The following is a 17,226-nucleotide window of genomic DNA, read 5'->3' on the forward strand; positions in this document are numbered from 1 at the left end:
ACACACTCGAACCGGTCGGCGGGGCCCGTCCGGTAACCGGTCCACCTTCCGGGGCAGCGGCCCCGAGCTGCCCTTCGCCTCGAACCCGACCGGCCGGCCACCGGGTCGCCCGGTCCGTCGACCTGAGGAGAACGGTGAAGCTCAAGCATCTCGTCCGCCGGATATCCGGCACCGTGGCCGTGGCCCTGGCCTTGGCCCTGCCGACCGTCACCGGCACGGCCGAGGCCGCCGCGGCGACCGGCGCCGACGCCGCCGCGCTGGCCGCCGCGAACGTCGGGAAGAGCGCGGGCACCTGCGCCGACCTACCGACCACCAACAGCCTCGGCGGCGACCAGTTCCTGACCAGCTGCTCCGGCGGCTACAGCGGCGGCCCCGAGTACTGGTGCGCCGACTTCGCCAAGTGGGTGTGGCAGAAGTCCGGGTTCGCCGTCCAGGGCCTCGACGCCTCCGCGGCGAGCTTCCGGTCGTACGGGCTGGGCCACGGCACCCAGCACACCTCGCCCTCGTACCGGCCGAGCCCGGGCGACGCGTTGGAGTACGGCGCGCCCGACGGCGACATCCACCACGTGGCGATCGTCACCGCGGTCGACGCCGACGGCTCGATCGTGACGGCCAACGGCGACTGGAACGGCAGACACGACGCCGGTTCGATGGCGGAGTTCGCGAAGAGCTCCCAGGTGGTGTCGATCACCATCCCGGCCGCGGAGACCGCGGTCGGCAGCGTCCCGGGGTCGGTCGACCCGGCGAACGGCTACTACATCGCCGGCTACACCTCGCCGTCCACGGTGAGCGGCAACCCGTACACGCCGACCGCGGTGTGCGGATCCGGCTTCGGCGTGGTCGACTCGCACGGCCTCGACGGCGCGCAGGTCTACCTGCTCTACAACGCCACCACCGGCCAGAACTGCGTGACCACGCTGGTGGACCGGCCCGCCGGGCCGGTCCCGCTGAACGCGACGCTGAGCGTCCAGGACGGTGCCTCAGCGAGCGACCCGGGCAACTTCGCCTCGTACGCCGGGCCGGTGCGGCTGGCCGCGCCGGGTGCCTGCGTGAAGTGGGGCGGCAGCTACGGGTCCACCTCGTGGACGAGCGACTGGAGCCACTGCGGCTGATGACGCCGTCTCCGGTCCGGGCCCGGGCGCAGCGCGCGTCCGGGCCCGGAGCTGTGCTCAGAGCCCGTAGCGCTCGACGATCTCCCGGTGCCGGGCGGTGTCCAGTCCGCCGGCCTCGGCCAGGTCCAGCCAGCTGAGCGGGTGCGGCCAGCCGGCCGTCAGCGCCAGCAGCAGGGCGTCGGCCTCGGCGGCGGAGGCGGTCGGCGGCACCCCGAGCGCGGCGTAGATGCCGGGCAGGCCGTCGCCCTCGCCGCCGTGGTCCGCCGGGTCGGTGACGGCGTAGTGGTCACCGCTGTAGGCCCAGACGCCGTAGCCCTCGGCCTGCAGGGCGGTGCGCAGCGCCACCCAGTGCTCGTCGCCGGGCCAGGCGCCGTCCAGCCAGTAGGTGGTGTACCCGGCCGGGTCGAGCAGGGTGAGCAGCTCGAAGGTGGGACGCCAGCGTTCCTTCTCCTCGTCGGTGCCGGGCGGGTCGTTGAGCACGGCCGGGCCGAAGACCACGACGTCCCGGTGGTTGAGCGGGAGTTCGTCGCCGAGCACGGGCAGCACCCGGGCGGTGGCCGGGCCGGTGCGGATCGCCGGGAACTCGGCGGTGGAGCCGTTGGCGCGGGTCGCCCGCAAGGTGACGATCTGCCACTCCTCGTCGACCGGGCCCGACGGCCGGTCGAACTCGATGCCGATCCGGGCGCCGACCGAGCGGACGGTGTCCCAGTCCCGGTTGGCGGTGGCGGCGGTGATCAGGTGCCACAGGTCGGGTTCCTGCACGGCCCGGTGCAGGTCCCCGGGCCCGGCCTCGCCGTCCGGCAGCGCGTGCTCCAGCAGCTCCAGGTAGATCCGCTGGGCGGCCGCGTGGTCGCCGGTGCGGGTGGCCGCGGTGGCCGCCAGGCGCCGGGTGTTGATGGCGTCCGGCTCGTGCGCGAGCACGCCCGCGCAGTGCTCGCCGACCTCGGCCCAGCGGCCCTCGGCGGCGGCCCAGCGGGCGCGCAGCCAGTGCGCGTCGGCGGGTTCGGCCGCGAGCAGGCGATCGGCCAGCCGGCGTACGCCGTCGCCGTCGCCGGCCTCGATCAGCATCGAGCCGAGCATCCCGGCCGCGTGGTCCTGGCCGCGGCCGGCCTCCAGTTCGGCCCACAGCAGGTCGGCGGCGGCCCGGCCGTGGCCGAGCATGCCCAGTACGCCGGCCAGGTTGGCGACCACCGCGGGGGCGTCCGCGGGGAGTTCGGCGCGGGCGGCGGCGAGCAGGTCGGCACCGGTCTCCGCGGCGGGGGTGTGCTCGGCCAGCCAGTCCACCAGATCGGCGGCGGGGACCGGGAGTTCGGCGACCGGCAGGGCCTCGGCGGCGGCGCGCAGTGCGGCCAGCCGGTCGGCGACACCGTCGTCGGTGCGGCGCAGCAGGGCGAGCTTGCGCTCGCCGGTGGCGGCCAGGGTGAGGGCCACGGTACGGGCGCCGCGGGCGACCGCGAGGCGGCCGGCGATCAGCGCCAGGTCGAGGCAGGGGCGGTGGGAGCCAGCGGTGTCCAGGTGGCCGGTCCAGCGGGCGAGGCGGGCGCCGAGGTCGGCGTCGTTGGCCAGCTCGCCGTGCGGCAGGGCGCCGGCCTCGGCGAGGAGTTCGACGGCGCGGGCCCAGCGGTGCCGGATGTCGGCGTACCGGTCGGCCTCGTCGGCCGGCGGCAGCAGGTCGAGGGCGGGGCCGGTGCGGCCGAGGGCGGCCAGGTTGAGGGCGCGGCCGGTGGCGAGCTTGCGGCGGTCGTCGTCGTCGAGCCGGTTGCGGCCGGCGACGTAGGCGTGCTCGGCGGTGTCGTAGGCGTCGAGGGCGTCCTGGTGGCGGCCGAGCCGGTGCAGGGCGGAGGCGCGGCTGTGGCCGAAGGAGAGCGAGACCTGCTCGCCGGCGGCCTGGATCCTGGCCTGGGCGCGGTCGAGGTGGCCGAGTGCCTCCTCGCAGCGGCCGTCGTCCTCCAGGGTGTCGGCGTACTCGCGGGACAGGCAGTCGAAGCAGGCGCGGGCGGGCTCGACCCGCTGCAGGGTCTCCTCCAGGACGGCGAGGCGCTCGGGGACGTAGCCGGGGCCGTCGATGTTGGCGTGGCAGATGGTGAAGTCCTGGACGGCGCAGACCGACTGCGGGCAGGAGGCGGTCTCCTCGCGGTGGGCGAACTCCAGCAGCGAGACGGCCTCGGCCATCGCCGCCTCGCCCTGGTGGCGCTTGTTGAGGAGGTTCTGCAGCCGCCAGTGGCGCAGGAAGACCTCGACCCAGGGCAGGCCGAGGGCGCGGGCGGAGGCGAGCGCCTCCGGGTACATCGCGTCGAGCTGTTCGTTGCGGCCGTCGACGGCGTGGCCGGCGATCTCGGCGAGCGCGGTGGCCAGCCGGTGCTGGCCGGCTTCGTTCAGCTGCCGGTGGGTGTCGTGCACCCAGCCCCAGATGTCGGTGGTCATGCCTGGTTCCCCCCGTGGTGCGGTGCGGCCGCCGGGTGCGCGGCTCGTTCGGTGGTGCGGCGGACGCGGCTCATCGGGGCGCGCCCGGTGGCTCGTCCGTGGCCGGCGGGTCGGCCGGTCCGCCCTGCGGCCCGGGGCGCGGGCCGGGTACGGCGAGCGACTCGGGTACGGCGAGGCCCTCGGGCATCGCCGCGGTGAGCGCGGACACCGCGGTGCCGATGCCGGCCAGGGCCGCGGTCAGGTCGCCGGCCGCCGGGCCCGCCGCCGAGGCCATGATCACCTTGAGCGAGCGGAGCAGCGCCGCGGCCGTGGTGCTGCCGGTGTGCCCGGCCCGGTAGGCGGTCAGCAAGTCCTGCACGGCGGGCGAGGCCAGGTTGAGGTACAGCCGGGCCTTGACGGTGCCCTCGGTGCGGGCGGTGAACGCGCGGGCCAGGCGCAGCGCGGCGGACGGGATCCGGGCGTCGGCCTGGTCGTCCTCGATCCTGGCCTTCAGCTCGGCCTCCCGGTCGGGGACCAGCACCAGTGGCAGGCCGGGCGGGTCGAACCGGGCGGCGACCAGTTGCTCGCCCTCGTCGGTGAGGGCGGCGCCGAGCCAGGCGCTCTCCTCGGCGGGCAGCGGGTGCAGCGGGTCGCGGAACAGCTCGCGGTTGCCGCTCTCGCTGCCGAGTTCGACGATCCGGCACTCGCGCAGCTGCGCGTAGCGGCGCAGGAAGGGGAGCACGGCGTACCGGTCGCCGCGGGCGATCGGCACCTGCATCGCGCGGTAGAGCATCTCCTCGAAGCCGCCGCCGCTGCCGAGCGCGACGTGCACCGCGCCGCCGCCGGCGGCGCGCAGCGCACCGGCCGTCAGGTCGCCCTGTGAGGTGGGCACCGGGACGTCGTCGGCGAGCAGGGTGAACAGCCGGTCGTCGCAGAGCGCGGCGCCGAGCAGGTCCTGGCCGTGCCGGGCGAGGATCCGCCGCCAGGCGGCGGGGTGCAGCCGGGCGGTCTCGTAGAGGCCGTCGACGATGGCGTCGGTGAGGGCCTGCTGGAGGGCGCGGTAGTGGTCGTCGCGCTGGAGGTCCTCGCGGCTGGCGGTGGGGGTGAGCCGGGTCGACTCGACCACGCCGCCGATGAAGCCGGCCCAGCCGGGCAGCAGGTCGCGGGCGTCGTCGGAGAGCAGCATGCCGCGCAGGTAGACGGCGAGGTCGCGGTTGTCGCTGGACCCGTAGGTGCCGCCGTCCTGCACCCAGAGCAGGCCGACGGCGTCGGTACGGCCTTCGACCGGGCGCAGCGGGAAGGCGGTGAGCGGCTCGAAGCGGCGGCCGAAGGCGGCGGCGAAGCGCATCCGGGCGGCGTGGGTGTCGTCCTGGTCCGGTCCGCGCCAGGGCACCGGGACGCCGTTGACCGGGGTGTCGTCCTCGCCGACGTGGACCGGGACCGGCAGCAGCACGCAGTACCGGGCGAGGACCTCGCGCAGCGCGTCCTCGTCGGCGAGGTGGGCGTGTTCGGGCTTGAGCCGCAGCTCGACGGCGGTGCCGGCGACCGGTCTCGGGGCGGCGGGCTCGACGCTGTACTGCTCGCCGCCGCGGCTGCGGTAGCGGTGGCCGAGGTGCGGTTCGCGGTGCGAGGTGGTGGTGACGGTGACTTCGTCGGCGACCGAGAAGGCGGACAGGAAGCCGAGGCCGAAGGCGCCGATCAGGTCCTGGTTGCCGGTGAGTTCGCGCAGCATCCTGGTGTAGCCGGTGCCGACGGTGGCCAGGTAGGCGTGGATCTCCGGCTCGGTGAGGCCGGCGCCGGTGTCCTCGATCACGACGGTGCGCCGGGCCGGGTCGCCGCTGACCCTGATCAGCTGTGCCGCGGTGTGGTCCGGGTCCTCCAGCCTGCGGCGGGTGTGCGAGTCGTGGGCGTTCTGCACCAGTTCGCGCAGGGCGACCAGCGGGGTGGAGTAGAGGTGGGTGGCGAGGACGCTCACCAGGCCGCCGAGATCGACCTCGGTCGTACGCAGATTGTCGGCGGCGGGGAATTCACCGGCGGGCCCGTGGCCGGGCGGCAGACCTTGAGACATGAGGCCCCAGTCTGCCAGTACGACTATCAGTCGACCAGCGCTTTCCGCGGCCGCACTCCGAGCACGCTCCGGTCAACGTGGAGTTGACGTGCGGGCCAACGCCCGGCCACCGCGCCAGGTGGGGGCGGACACCGCCGTCCGGGGGATTCCGGACGGCGCCCGTACCTTTCGGACGCGTCGGCCGTTAGGGGTTTATCCGATATCCGTGACACCTTCGAGCGAACCGGGCGGCCAGGGCTGGAAGCCAATAGGCCGTCCGGGCAATCATGATGACGCGACGTCAGTTCCGGCGCGCCCGGGGCGGCCAACCCCAGGGCGCCATATTTCGCATCAGCAAGCTTGGAGACCACCGTGTCCCGAATTCGTGCCGCCGCCGCCGTCACCGCTCTCGGAGCCTTCCTCCTCGCCGGAATCAGCACCGCCCAGGCCGACAACGGCGCCGGCGCCGAGTCCGGCTCCAACAGCACCGTCGTCAGCAACACCGGCTCCGGCAACGTCGTTGGCAGCGTGCTGGGCAACGCCAACGGCACCCAGCAGACCGCCACCGGCTCCGGCGGCAGCAACCAGAACAACAGCCTCGGCGTCACCGGCAACTCCGGCGCCATCGGCACCCTCCAGGGGAACGGCAACCTCGCGCACCACGTCTACTACCCGTTCGTCCTCTACTAGGCCGCGACCGCGCCGCCCCTTCGCCGCCACCCGCGGCGGCCCGGCGGCAGCGCCGTGACCGGGTGAGGGGCGGGCCGCGCGGGCCCGCCCCTCACCCCCGCACCTGCGCAGTCAGTCCAGTCCCAGCACGGCCCGGCTCAGCGCGTCCAGCCCGGGCGCGGGTTCGACGCCGCCCGCCCGGTGCCGCACCCCGTCGTTGACCAGCGCGAACATCGCGTGCACCCGGATCCGCGCCTGCGCCCGGTCGTCCTGCGGCCGCACCTGCCCCAACAGCTCGACCCAGGTCCGCAGGAAGTCCCGGCGGAAGTCCAGCGCGGCCTTGCGGTCGGCCGGCGCCAGGCGCTCGGTCTCGCTGGTCATCGCCCCCAGGTAGTGGCGGTGCCCCCGGGCGAAGTCCAGGTACGCGGCCAGGCCCGCCGCCAGCGCCGAGCGCGCGTCGCCCCGCCCCGCCAGCGCCCCGCCCACCTCGTGCCACAGCCGCTCCCGGCTGCGCACCAGGGCGGCCGCCAGCAGCTCCGCCTTGGTGGCGAAGTGCTTGTACACGCTCGGGCCGGCGATGCCCACGGCCGCGCCCAGCTGGTCGGTGGAGACGTTGTCGAAGCCCCGCAGGTCGAACAGCCGGACCGCCGCGACCAGCAGCGCCTCCCGCCGCGACCCCGCCGGACCGCCGTCTGCCGGACCGGTGCCGGCCACCGCCCCGCCCGGCACCGGCCCGGCGCCGAGCACCGCCGCCCCGAGTTCGCGCAGCAGCTCCTCGAACCGCCGCCGCGGCGGCGCGAAGGTGTGGTGCGAGAGGCTGCCGTACACCGACAGCAGCGACCAGCAGCGGAACTCCGCGTCCGCCGCCGCGGGCCCGCCCACGATCCGGGCCATCTCCCCCACCCGGCCGCGCAGTTCGCGGCGCAGCGCGGCCTGCTGTCCGGCCGGGAGCAGCCGGGCCTCGCGCTGCCAGAGCGTCCCGAACGCCCGGTGGTCGACGGCCGCCGCCGCCAGCTCCGCGCACAGCGCCGCCGGCCCGTCCGCCCCGCGCCGGACGGCCTCGCCCAGCGCCGCCAGCTCCGCCTCCAGGGCGCACCGCAGCAGCTCGGGCTTGTTGGCGAAGTGCCGGTACAGCGCGGGCGCGGTGATCCCGGCCTCGGCCGCCACCTGCGCCATCGACACCCCGTGGTAACCGCCGCGGTGGAACTGCCCGGCCGCGGCGGCCAGCAGCTGGGCCCGGCGCCCGGGCGGCCGCCGCACCACCTCGCGATCCGCCGCCACGTCCACCCCTTCACAGCCGGCCCACGAAATCGGCACTCAGGGTAGCAAGGATTCACTTGAGGCCCGCCGAGGCCCGGGACCAGCCCCTGCGGGGGCGCCCGCGCCGGACGCCGCAGTGCTGGACAGCCGTGGCTACCGGCGATTAACTTGTCCCGCGATCAGCCGCTGTCCGAAGGGAGCGCCGCCGTGCGCCGTACCGTCTTCACCGAGGACCACGAGGCCTTCCGGGAGACCATCCGGGACTTCATCTCCAAGGAGGTCGTCCCGGTCTACGAGAGCTGGGAGGCGGACGGCCACCCGCCGCGCTCCTTCTACCGCAAGCTCGGCGACCTCGGCGTCTTCGGCATCGAGGTGCCCGAGGAGTACGGCGGCGCGGGCGAGAGCGGCTTCAAGTACCAGGCCGTGGTCAGCGAGGAGTGCGCCCGGGCCGGTGTCACCTTCGGTTCCTCGGGCGTGCACACCGGTCTGGTGCTGCCCTACCTGCTGGAGTACGCGAACGAGGAGCAGAAGCAGCGCTGGCTGCCCGGCTTCGTCTCCGGCGAGATCATGACCGCCATCGCGATGACCGAGCCCGGAGCCGGCTCCGACCTGGCGGGCATCACCACCACCGCCAGGCTCTCCGAGGACGGCACCCACTACGTCCTCAACGGCGCCAAGACCTTCATCACCGGCGGTGTGCTGGCCGATCTCGTCCTGGTGGTCTGCCGGACCTCGCCGTACGACCCCGCGGACCGCCGGGCGGGCCTGTCCATCCTGTGCGTGGACACCTCCTCCCAGGGCTACACCGTGGGCCGCAAGCTGCAGAAGATCGGCCTGCGCACCTCCGACACCGCCGAACTGGCCTTCAGCGACGTCCGGGTGCCGGTCGCCGACCTGCTCGGCGAGGAGGGCAAGGCGTTCTCCTACCTCACCCACAACCTGGTGCAGGAGCGCCTCGCCATCGCGGTCGGCGCCTACGCCTCGGCCGCGGCCGCGGTCCGCTTCGCGCTGGCCTACGTGAAGGACCGCAAGGTCTTCGGCCAGGCGGTGGCCGAGTTCCAGAACACCAAGTTCACGCTGGCCGACTGCGAGGCCCAGGTGGTGGCGCAGCAGTCGATGGTGGACCGGGCGCTGGAGCTGTACCAGCACGGCGAGCTGACCGTGGCGGACGCCGCCGCCACCAAGCTGTTCTGCACCGAGTCGGCGTCCCAGGTCATCGACAAGTGCCTCCAGCTGCACGGCGGATACGGCTACATCCTGGAGTACCCGATCGCCCGCCTCTACACCGACAACCGGGTCTTCCGGATCTACGGCGGCACCAGCGAGGTCATGCGCAGCATCATCGCCAAGTCCCTGGGCCTGTAGGCCCGGCGGCCCGCGGGGCCGGACACGCGCCCGCTGCCGCCCCGGCGTTCACCGGGGCGGCAGCGGCGGTACGGCGGGTACTGCGGTGCCGGTCAGCGCATCGAACCGTTGCCGGCCTCCGCCCGCCAGGCGTCCAGACCGGCCATCGAGGCCGCCCGGGCGTGGTGCATCGCGCGGCTCGCGAGCTCGGTCGGGGGTGTGTCCATCTGCCGGACGAAGTCGCGGCCCGCCTGCGCGAGCGAGACGCCGACGATGACCGCACCGGCCAGGCCGAGCATGGCCCCGAACCCGGTGAGCAGCGCACCGGTCGTGAGCATCGAGCGATTGACGTTGAATCCGTCGGTGAACCTCTGATGTGTCGCCATACCTCCACCATCGGGCCACCCGGGCCCGGCCGCACCCGGAGCGGGGCCGCACGCCCGTGCTACCCCCTGGCGGCGCTCCAGCGCGCGCCGGAGGGCGGGCAGGCCCTAGGGTCGCGGCGGGGGTCCCGCCCACGCAGGAGGCCGCGATGTCCGAGCCCGTTCCCGTCGATCTCAACGCGCTCGCCGACGAGCACAGCGCGAAGGCGGCCGCCAGTGCCCACGGCCGCAGCGCCCATCTGCTGGTGCACGACGGGGTCCTGCGGCAGACCGTGATCGCGCTGCGCTCCGGCGCGGCGCTGGACGAGCACAACGCCCCGGTCGCGGCCAGCCTGCTGGTGCTGCGCGGCCGGGTCTCGCTGACCGTGGCGGGCCGCCGGTACGAGGTGGCCGCCGGGCAGCTGCGGCCGATCCCGCAGGAGCGGCACGGCCTGCTCGCACATCTGGACTCGGTGGTCCTGCTGACGGCCGTCACCAACTGACGGCGGCCGGACGCGCAAGGCGGGCCGCTGCGGGCCGCCCGGTGGATGGCGGCCCTTACGCCTGGTGGGGTCGGCCCTGGCCGAGCACGCTCTCGCTGACCAGTTCCAGCCCGCGCAGCAGCTGCGCACCGTCCGGCGCCTGATCGGGTGAGAGCAGCCACTGCGCGGCCAGCCCGGCCAGCAGAGCCTGGTAGAACGCGCCACGGGTGAGCTCGTCCGGGGTGTCCGGCACCTCCTCGAGCCCCTGGAAGATCGCGGACAGGCCGAGCCGGCCGTCCTTCTGCGCCGCCTCGAACGCCGTCCGCAGGTCGTCGGTGTGCGCGGCCTGGGCCATCACCTCGAACTGGGCGGTCCACAGTCCCCGGTACTCGACGAAGGTCCGCAGCACCCGGTCCCAGGAGGCGGCGAACCGCTCGCGCGGGTCGGTCAGGCCGCTCGCCCCGGCGAGTGCCGCGCCGACGGCGTTGCCCCAGTCCTCCAGCGCGGAGATCACGGCCTGGCCGAGCAGCGCCTCCTTGGAGCCGTAGTGGTAGCCGATCGCGGCCAGGCTCACCCCGGCGGCGGAAGCGATGTCCCGGGCGGTGGTGCGCCCGTAGCCCTTCTCGGACAGGCAGCGCTTGGCGCCGAGCAGCAGATCCTCACGGTTTCCCATGCGGCCGATGCTACGGGAGACCTGGACGGATGTCTCGCACGGATGAGTGAGACGTGCGAGTTAGACATCCGTACTAGACAGGCGTGCAAGACGCTCGTACAGTCATCCCCATGACCGCAACCACCGGCCGCGCCGGCCGCCGCGCATGGATCGGCCTCGCCGTCCTCCTGCTCCCCACCCTCGTCATCGCGATGGACATGGGCGTGCTCTTCTTCGCCGTCCCCTTCATCGCCACCGACCTGAAGCCCAGCGGCACCCAGCAGCTGTGGATCATGGACATCTACTCGTTCCTGCTGGCGGGCCTGCTGATCCCGATGGGCGCGCTGGGGGACCGGATCGGCCGCCGCAGGCTGCTGATGGCGGGCGCCGCCGGGTTCGCCGCGGCCTCGCTGCTCGCCTCGTACGCGGACGGGGCCGGCTCGCTGATCGCCGCCCGGGCGCTGCTCGGCATCGCCGGGGCCACCCTGATGCCCTCGACGCTGGCGCTGATCCGCAACATGTTCCACGACCCCCGGCAGCGGCAGGCCGCGATCGGCATCTGGAGCGGCGCGATGATGGGCGGCGCCACCCTCGGCCCGGTCGCCGGGGGCCTGCTGCTGGACCACTTCTGGTGGGGCTCGGCGTTCCTGGCCGCCGTCCCGGTGATGCTGCTGGTGCTGCTCGCCGCGCCCGCCCTGCTCCCCGAGTACCGCACACCCCCGGAGGGCCGCTTCGACCTGGCCGGCGCCGCGCTGTCGATCGCCACCGTGATGCCGGTGGTGTACGGGATCAAGACCCTGGCCGTGGACGGCTGGTCCCCGGTGCCCGCCCTGCTCCTGGCGGCCGGCCTGCTGGCCGGCGCCGGCCTGGTGGCCCGGCTGCGGACCGCGGCCTCCCCGCTGATCGACCTCGGCCTGTTCCGGATCCGCACCTACAGCGGCGCGATCACCGTCAACACCATCGCGATGTTCGCCATGATGGGCTTCACCCTCTTCACCTCGCAGTACCTCCAGCTGGTCAAGGGCTTCAGCCCGCTGACCGCCTCGCTGTGGGCACTGATCCCGAGCGTCGGGGTCGGCGCCGCGGTCGGCGGGATCGGCGCGCTGGCCGGCAAGGTCCGTCCGGCGACCCTGATGAGCGGCGGCTTCCTGCTCAGCGCGACCGGCTTCGGCCTGATGACGCTGATCGGCCCGGACACCCCGCTCGCCGTGGTCCTGGCCGCCTCCGGGGTGATCGCGGCCGGTGCGGTCGGCTCGATGACCCTCACCGCCGAGATGGTGGTCTCGGCCGCCCCCGCCGAGCGGGCCGGCGCCGCCTCCGCCACCTCGGAGACCGCCAGCGAACTGGGCAGCTCGCTGGGCATCGCCCTGCTCGGCGCGGCCGGCGCGGCAGTCTACAAGGCGCAGCTGGACGGCCGGGTGCCGGACGGCCTGCCGGCCGGGGCGGCCCGGGCCGCCCACGACACCCTGGGTGGTGCGGTCACCGTGGCCGGGCAGCTCGGCGGGCGGGCCGGCACCGACCTGCTGGCGGTCACCCGGTCGGCCTTCGCGGACGGGATGCACGTGGCGGCAGTGGTGGGCCTGGTGGTGATGCTGGGTGCGGCGCTCGCGGCCAACCGGCTGATGCGGCACCTGCCCGCCGGCCCGCAGGAGACCGCTCAGCAGGAGACCGGACCGCAGGAGACCCGGCAGCAGGAAGGCGTTCGGCAGGGCGCCGACCGGCCGGCCGCCGTCTGAGGCGGCCGCGCGGCCCGGCGGGGCCGTCCCCACGCGGATCATCCGGGCCCCGGCCGACACCAGTCGGCCGGGGCCCTCGCCGTGCGGACGCTCCCCGCCGAGGAGCGCGGGCCCCGCGCGCCTGTCCGGTCCGGCCGGGCCGCCGACCTAGCGTCGGACCCGCACCCACCGCACTGCCGGCGACCGACCGCAGGAGGCCCGCCACCGATGCCGGAACCAGCCTGGCGCCGCGAGACCGAGGACCCGGACTACCGCTTCACCCTCGCCAACGAGCGGACCTTCCTCGCCTGGATCCGTACCGCGCTGGCCCTGCTGGCGGGAGCGGTCGCGATCGACCAGCTCACCCCGGGACTGGCGCCGCAGGGCGTCCGCACCGCGCTCGCGGTGGTGCTGGCGATCGGCGGGGCGGGGCTCGGCGCCGCCGCGTACCGACGCTGGGCCCGGGTCGAACGGGCGATCCGGGAGGGCGGCCGGCTGCCGTACACCCGGATCGTGCTGGTGCTCTCGCTGTGCGTGGTGGTGGCGGCCGCGGTGTTCACCGCTCTGATCATCGGGTCGGCGGTGTGACCGCCGCCCCCGAGGGCCGGGACCCCGGCCTGCAGCCGGAACGCACCCTGCTGGCGTGGGGCCGCACCGCCCTGGTGCTGACCGTGGACGCGCTGCTGGTGCTCCGGGCCGGCCTGGTCGCCGACCGGGCGGCGCTGACCGCGACCGGCGGCCTGCTGGCGGCCGCGGCCTGCGGTTTCCTCGGGTACGGGCTGCGCCGCAGGCGCAGGCTGGAGCGGCCGGGCGCGCTGCCGCGGGCCGTCCCGGCGTTGCCGCTGCGGATTCTGACGGCGACCGTCGTGGTGGCGGCGGCCGGCAGTGCCGGGTGCGTACTGGCCGGTCGCTGAGCTGCCGCCGAGGCCCCACAGTGGTCCAGACCACAAGGTGCCGATCACCTGGTTTTCGGCTGCCGTTTGCCGACGGGTGTATACGTTCGCCGACCGGGCCAGGCATACTGGGCCAGGTCGGGCACCTCCGTCCGATCTGCGTTCGGCGAGAACTTCCGCGAAAGGACCGGTGGTCAGGGATGTTCCGTAACGGTCTCGAGCCCTGGCACATCATCATCATGGTGGCAGTGCTCGTCCTGCTGTTCGGCTCCAAGAAGCTGCCCGAGATGGCCCGTGGTCTCGGGAAGTCGATGCGTATCCTCAAGGCCGAGACGAAGGCCCTGCGCGAGGACGACGCACCGGCCGAGGCCCAGAACGGCACCGCCCAGAGCGCGGCCGAGCAGCCCCGCCCGGCGGTCGAGCCGACCACCATCACCAAGTCCGCCGACACCACCAAGTCGGCCACCGGCGCCTGAGCCCGCACGCTCCGGAACCCCTGCCCCGCCCTCGCGGGACAGGGGTTCCGCCGTTTCCGGACACGCCGACGACAGCGTGGCCGTCCGACGCCGGCGCGAACTCGCCGCCCTCAGCAGGCGGGTGGCCCTTCCGGAGACCGAGGGCCGCCCGCCGCGGCACCGGATCAGGTCCCTGCCGATCGCCGCGGCCGCCGTGCCGACCCCGCTCGCGGTGGTCTCCCCCTGGACGAAGTCGCAGCTCACCGGCGCCGACCGGGCATCGGCCCACCGGTGTCCCGGGTGATCCACCTGGACCGGCTGCTGCCAGCCTGGGTCGACCGGTCGGCCGCCGCGGCGGTCCGCGGCACGCTGGTGCGCTACCTGCGGGCTTCGATCCGGGTGGTGCCGGCGCTCGGCGTCCCGGTCGCGCTGTCGGCCCGGCCGGCCGTGCGCGGCGGGCGCCGACGCCGCGCACCCCACCGCAGTAGGAAGGTAGGCTATCCATTCAGCGGAGACGAGGGAGCGGACAGCGATGCGCATCGGCGAGTTGAGCAGCCGGACCGGCGTACCGGTCCCGACCATCAAGTACTACCTGCGTGAGGGCCTGCTCCCGGCCGGCGAGCTGACCAGCCCGAACCAGGCGCAGTACGGCGACGCCCACGTCCACCGGCTCAAGCTGGTCCGCGCCATGATCGATGTCGGCCGGCTGTCGATCGCCGCGGCCCGCGAGGTGCTGACCGCGCTCGACACCCCCGGCGGCTCGCTTCACGAGACGCTCGGCGTGGCGCTCGGCGCCGTCACCGCGCCCGCCCCGGCCGCACTGGCCGAGGGCGAGAGCCCCGGCGAGGGCGAGGTGCGCCGGCAGGCCGAGGGGACGGTGGAGGAGCTGGTGGGCCGGCTCGGCTGGCAGGTCAAGCCGGACAGTCCGGCCCGGCAGGCGCTCGCCCAGGTGATCGTCACCTTCCGCACCCTGGGCCAGGGCGAGCTGGTCGGCCTGCTGGAGGACTACGCCGAGGCCGCCGAGCGGCTGGCCGCGGCCGAGGTCGCGGCGGTGGCCACCCACCCGGACCCGGACGGTCTGGTGGAGAGCGCGGTGATCGGCACCGTACTGGGTGACGCGGCGCTCGCGGCGCTGCGCCGGCTGGCCCAGGAGGACGCCTCGCACCGGCTGTTCGCCACCCCGGGTGACGCCGCCCGGGCGGGGCTCGGCTGATCCGGTTCGTCCGAACGGCCCCGGTGCGGGGGGCGCGGCGGCGGTGCCTCCGGCAGGCTGGACAGGTCCGACGCGTCCCGACTGCCGGGGGAGCCCATGGCCCGACGCGGAGCCCAGCCGCTGGCCTGGGTGATCATCCTCGGTCTCCCGTTCCTGATGGTCACCGTCTGGTTCCTGCTGCCGCTGGACGTGTTCGGCCCGCACCACCCGGCGCTCAGCTGGACGGTCTTCGCGGTGCTGCTGGTCGGGGTGGCGGTCAGCCTGCTGCGGCAGATCCAGATGGAGCTGATCGGTGAGCGCGGCCACCCGGTGCTGGTGATCATCGTGGTGCTCTGCTTCTCGATGCTGCTGTTCTCCACCGCCTACCTGGCGATGGCCAAGGACCCGAACGAGTTCCCCGGGATCAACACCAAGGTCGACGCGCTGTACTTCACGGTGATCACGATGGCCACCGTGGGGTACGGCGACATCGTCCCGGTCGGGCAGGCGGCCCGGGTGGTGGTGATGCTCCAGATCCTCTACACCCTGGTCTTCCTGACCGCGGGCGGCGCCGCCATCAGCCGCCGGCTGAAGACCACGATGGAGCGCCGGGCGGACCAGCGCCGCCACGGTGACTGAGAGCCCGGGGCCGGGGGGCCGCGGGTCAGCCGTTCTGGTCCTGCTGCTGGTCGTGGACCGCGGCGATCAGTGAACTCAGCCTGGACTGCCAGGCCTGCGCGGTGTCGCCGTCGACCGCGTGCCGCTTCGTCAGGTCCTTGACCAGCCGCTGGGCCTCCCGCAGGGCGTCCTCGGCGTCGTCCGGGCGGTGGCCGACGACCGCGAGGGCCGCCGTGTCCAGGACCCGCAGCAGGTCGGCCTGCCGGTCGCGGTCCTTGGGCATCCTGGTCTGCGCGACGGCGGCCCGCAGCTGGGCGATCCCGACGGCCGGGTTGGTTCTGCCGCCGAGCGACGGAGAGGCGGAGGCGGACGGGGAGGCCGACGGCGAGGTGGTGCGGCCGGGCGCCGTGGTGGCCGCACCCGGCGTGGGCGCGGCGGCCGACGCGGTGGCGGCCGGCGGCGAAACGGGGCCGCTGGGAACGGCGGCGCCGGCGGTGTCCGCGGTGGAGCCGTTCAGGCTGAGGGCCGCGGCCACCACCACGACCGCCGCCACGGCCACACCCGCACCGGCGAGGACCAGCGGGCGCCTGCTGCGGGCCGGCGGTTGCTCGTCGTGGTCCCGGTGGTCCGGCCGGTGCTGCTCGTACGGCGGCTGCGGGTGGGGCGCGTACCCGGCCTGCTGCGGTACCGGCGGCAGCACCGAGGTGCGGCGCTGCTGGTCCGGGTACGGCACGGCGGGGACCGGTGGCAGCACCTGGGTGGCCGCGCCCGCGCCCGTACCGGAGCCGGCGGCCAGCAGCTCGCCGGTGCGGTCGGCGGGCTGCGTCCCGGGGACGGCGGCCAGCAGCTCGGCCCGGGCCGAGCCGGCGTCGGCCGGGCGGCCGTCGGGGTGCTTGGCGAGCAGTCGCAGCACGGCGGCGTCCAGGGCCGGCGGGACGTCGGGGCGGTGCACCGAGACCGGCACCGGGTACTCGTTGACGTGCTTGAAGGCGATGGCGACCGGGGTGTCGGCGTCGAACGGCGGTGCGCCGGTGAGCATCTCGACCAGCACGCAGCCGACCGCGTAGAGATCCGCCCGGCCGTCGACCGCGCCGGCCGTGGCCTGCTCCGGGGAGAGGTAGGCGGCGGTGCCGACCACGGTCGCGGTCTGGGTGAGCCGGGAGGCGGAGGAGCCGGCCCGGGCGATGCCGAAGTCCACCACCTTCACCCCGCCGTCCTCGGTGATCATGATGTTGCCCGGCTTGATGTCCCGGTGCACCAGGCCCTGCGCGTGGGCCGCGGCCAGCGCCTCGCAGACCGCCGCGGCGACGCCGACCGCCCGCTCCACCGGCAGCCGCCCGGCCTCGGCGATCAGGCGGCTCAGCGGCCGGCCCTGCACCAGCTCCATGACGATGTACGGGGACCCCTGGTCCACCCCGGAGTCGAAGACCATGGCCACCCGCGGGTGCACCAGCATCGCGGCGTGCTGGGCCTCCTGGCCGAACCGGTCGGCGAACCGGGGGTCGTCGGCGAGGCCGCCGTTGAGCACCTTGACGGCCACCTGGCGGCCGAGCTGGCGGTCGACTGCGCGCCAGACCGTGGCCATGCCGCCGACGCCGAGTATCTCCACGAGCTCGTAGCGCCCGTTCAGTGCACGTCCGATCACCGGGAACCGCTCCCCTCACTCCGTCGGCCCAAGGCTCCAGGTCGCCTCGTGCATCTGTGCACGATAGCGGCCGGGCGGTGCCGCGGCCGAAGCTGCAGGCGGGACACCGTGCGCCGGACCTCCGGCGGAGGGCGCCGCCGCAGGTGCGGGGACCGGGCGGGCGGTGGACACGGGGGGAGCCCACCGACCGCCCGGAGTCTCGCGGGCGCCCGGCCTGCGCCGGATGCCGCCGGCCCGCCGGGGGACGTCGCCGCACGGGCGGCGGACCCGGCCCTGGCGGGGCCGGGTCACCGGTCGGGCCGCGGGCCCGGGGGGTCGCCCGCGGCCCGACCGGAGTTCTCGGGTTCACCCCCGGCGGCCGCCGGAGGGCGAGGGGG

General features: G+C 75.0%; 17 protein-coding genes. 11 read left to right on the plus strand and 6 right to left on the minus strand.

The features are described 5' to 3' along the window. The first annotated feature begins 134 nt into the window (after positions 1-134). The gene (locus tag AA75_RS35885; RefSeq protein ID WP_051814033.1) at positions 135-1,112 is read left to right on the plus strand and encodes a CHAP domain-containing protein; all 978 of its coding nucleotides are present in this window, start codon (positions 135-137) and stop codon (positions 1,110-1,112) included. A gap of 57 nt (positions 1,113-1,169) precedes the next feature. Here the strand turns inward: AA75_RS35885 and AA75_RS35890 are convergent, their stop codons facing one another. Further along, on the minus strand, positions 1,170-3,536 hold the full coding sequence (locus AA75_RS35890) for a hypothetical protein (RefSeq protein WP_033824584.1): 2,367 nt from the start codon (positions 3,534-3,536) through the stop codon (positions 1,170-1,172). Positions 3,537-3,606: 70 nt separating this feature from the next. After that, positions 3,607-5,583: an ATP-binding protein gene (locus AA75_RS35895; RefSeq protein WP_082527078.1), complete on the minus strand. Its 1,977-nt coding sequence runs from the start codon at positions 5,581-5,583 to the stop codon at positions 3,607-3,609. Between the two features lie 351 nt (positions 5,584-5,934). Here AA75_RS35895 and AA75_RS35900 point away from each other — a divergent pair, with 351 nt between their 5' ends. Further along, complete coding sequence (locus tag AA75_RS35900; RefSeq protein WP_051814034.1) at positions 5,935-6,252, plus strand: hypothetical protein; 318 nt, start codon at positions 5,935-5,937, stop codon at positions 6,250-6,252. A 111-nt stretch (positions 6,253-6,363) separates the two neighbouring features. Here AA75_RS35900 and AA75_RS35905 read toward each other — a convergent pair whose 3' ends face one another. Further along, positions 6,364-7,512, minus strand: coding sequence for a TetR/AcrR family transcriptional regulator (locus AA75_RS35905; protein WP_158515622.1), 1,149 nt, complete (start codon positions 7,510-7,512; stop codon positions 6,364-6,366). Between the two features lie 186 nt (positions 7,513-7,698). Between AA75_RS35905 and AA75_RS35910 the strand changes: the two genes are divergently transcribed. After that, positions 7,699-8,856: an acyl-CoA dehydrogenase family protein gene (locus AA75_RS35910; protein WP_033824586.1), complete on the plus strand. Its 1,158-nt coding sequence runs from the start codon at positions 7,699-7,701 to the stop codon at positions 8,854-8,856. A 92-nt stretch (positions 8,857-8,948) separates the two neighbouring features. Here the strand turns inward: AA75_RS35910 and AA75_RS35915 are convergent, their stop codons facing one another. Continuing rightward, positions 8,949-9,221 carry a hypothetical protein gene (locus tag AA75_RS35915; RefSeq protein ID WP_033824587.1) on the minus strand — a complete coding sequence of 91 codons (273 nt, stop codon included), beginning with the start codon at positions 9,219-9,221 and terminating at the stop codon, positions 8,949-8,951. A gap of 146 nt (positions 9,222-9,367) precedes the next feature. Here AA75_RS35915 and AA75_RS35920 point away from each other — a divergent pair, with 146 nt between their 5' ends. Next, entirely contained in the window at positions 9,368-9,700 is a 333-nt protein-coding gene (locus AA75_RS35920) for a cupin (protein ID WP_033824588.1), read from the plus strand. A 55-nt stretch (positions 9,701-9,755) separates the two neighbouring features. Here AA75_RS35920 and AA75_RS35925 read toward each other — a convergent pair whose 3' ends face one another. Next, positions 9,756-10,352 carry a TetR/AcrR family transcriptional regulator gene (locus AA75_RS35925; RefSeq protein WP_033824589.1) on the minus strand — a complete coding sequence of 199 codons (597 nt, stop codon included), beginning with the start codon at positions 10,350-10,352 and terminating at the stop codon, positions 9,756-9,758. Between the two features lie 110 nt (positions 10,353-10,462). Between AA75_RS35925 and AA75_RS35930 the strand changes: the two genes are divergently transcribed. The 7 genes from AA75_RS35930 (at position 10,463) to AA75_RS35960 (ending at position 15,225) form a co-directional block, all read left to right on the plus strand. Then, entirely contained in the window at positions 10,463-12,067 is a 1,605-nt protein-coding gene (locus tag AA75_RS35930) for an MFS transporter (RefSeq protein ID WP_082527080.1), read from the plus strand. Between the two features lie 207 nt (positions 12,068-12,274). Next, positions 12,275-12,634: a YidH family protein gene (locus AA75_RS35935; protein ID WP_033824590.1), complete on the plus strand. Its 360-nt coding sequence runs from the start codon at positions 12,275-12,277 to the stop codon at positions 12,632-12,634. Next, on the plus strand, positions 12,631-12,960 hold the full coding sequence (locus AA75_RS35940; protein ID WP_051814036.1) for a DUF202 domain-containing protein: 330 nt from the start codon (positions 12,631-12,633) through the stop codon (positions 12,958-12,960). The genes AA75_RS35935 and AA75_RS35940 overlap by 4 nt, the downstream gene beginning before the upstream one ends. Before the next feature lie 179 nt (positions 12,961-13,139). Beyond that, on the plus strand, positions 13,140-13,415 hold the full coding sequence (tatA, locus tag AA75_RS35945) for a Sec-independent protein translocase subunit TatA (RefSeq protein ID WP_033824591.1): 276 nt from the start codon (positions 13,140-13,142) through the stop codon (positions 13,413-13,415). Between the two features lie 76 nt (positions 13,416-13,491). After that, positions 13,492-13,698 (plus strand): hypothetical protein, encoded by a 207-nt coding sequence (locus AA75_RS35950; RefSeq protein ID WP_033824592.1) that lies wholly within the window; start codon positions 13,492-13,494, stop codon positions 13,696-13,698. Positions 13,699-13,926: 228 nt separating this feature from the next. Beyond that, positions 13,927-14,607: a MerR family transcriptional regulator gene (locus AA75_RS35955; protein ID WP_033824593.1), complete on the plus strand. Its 681-nt coding sequence runs from the start codon at positions 13,927-13,929 to the stop codon at positions 14,605-14,607. Between the two features lie 96 nt (positions 14,608-14,703). Beyond that, on the plus strand, positions 14,704-15,225 hold the full coding sequence (locus AA75_RS35960) for a potassium channel family protein (RefSeq protein ID WP_051814037.1): 522 nt from the start codon (positions 14,704-14,706) through the stop codon (positions 15,223-15,225). 25 nt (positions 15,226-15,250) lie between these two features. Here AA75_RS35960 and AA75_RS53825 read toward each other — a convergent pair whose 3' ends face one another. Continuing rightward, complete coding sequence (locus AA75_RS53825) at positions 15,251-16,849, minus strand: protein kinase (protein WP_051814038.1); 1,599 nt, start codon at positions 16,847-16,849, stop codon at positions 15,251-15,253. Positions 16,850-17,226 lie beyond the last annotated feature (377 nt).

Source organism: Kitasatospora sp. MBT63, assembly GCF_000710465.2.
Lineage (GTDB): Bacteria > Actinomycetota > Actinomycetes > Streptomycetales > Streptomycetaceae > Kitasatospora.

Bases quoted from the DNA above. Each gene is read 5' to 3' on its own strand.
- AA75_RS35935 (WP_033824590.1), top strand. From the start codon at position 12,275: ATGCCGGAACCAGCCTGGCGCCGCGAGACCGAGGACCCGGACTACCGC.
- AA75_RS35915 (WP_033824587.1), bottom strand. From the start codon at position 9,221: ATGGCGACACATCAGAGGTTCACCGACGGATTCAACGTCAATCGCTCG.
- tatA (WP_033824591.1), top strand. From the start codon at position 13,140: ATGTTCCGTAACGGTCTCGAGCCCTGGCACATCATCATCATGGTGGCA.
- AA75_RS35960 (WP_051814037.1), top strand. From the start codon at position 14,704: ATGGCCCGACGCGGAGCCCAGCCGCTGGCCTGGGTGATCATCCTCGGT.
- AA75_RS35920 (WP_033824588.1), top strand. From the start codon at position 9,368: ATGTCCGAGCCCGTTCCCGTCGATCTCAACGCGCTCGCCGACGAGCAC.
- AA75_RS35895 (WP_082527078.1), bottom strand. From the start codon at position 5,583: ATGTCTCAAGGTCTGCCGCCCGGCCACGGGCCCGCCGGTGAATTCCCC.
- AA75_RS35955 (WP_033824593.1), top strand. From the start codon at position 13,927: ATGCGCATCGGCGAGTTGAGCAGCCGGACCGGCGTACCGGTCCCGACC.
- AA75_RS35925 (WP_033824589.1), bottom strand. From the start codon at position 10,352: ATGGGAAACCGTGAGGATCTGCTGCTCGGCGCCAAGCGCTGCCTGTCC.
- AA75_RS35890 (WP_033824584.1), bottom strand. From the start codon at position 3,536: ATGACCACCGACATCTGGGGCTGGGTGCACGACACCCACCGGCAGCTG.
- AA75_RS35930 (WP_082527080.1), top strand. From the start codon at position 10,463: ATGACCGCAACCACCGGCCGCGCCGGCCGCCGCGCATGGATCGGCCTC.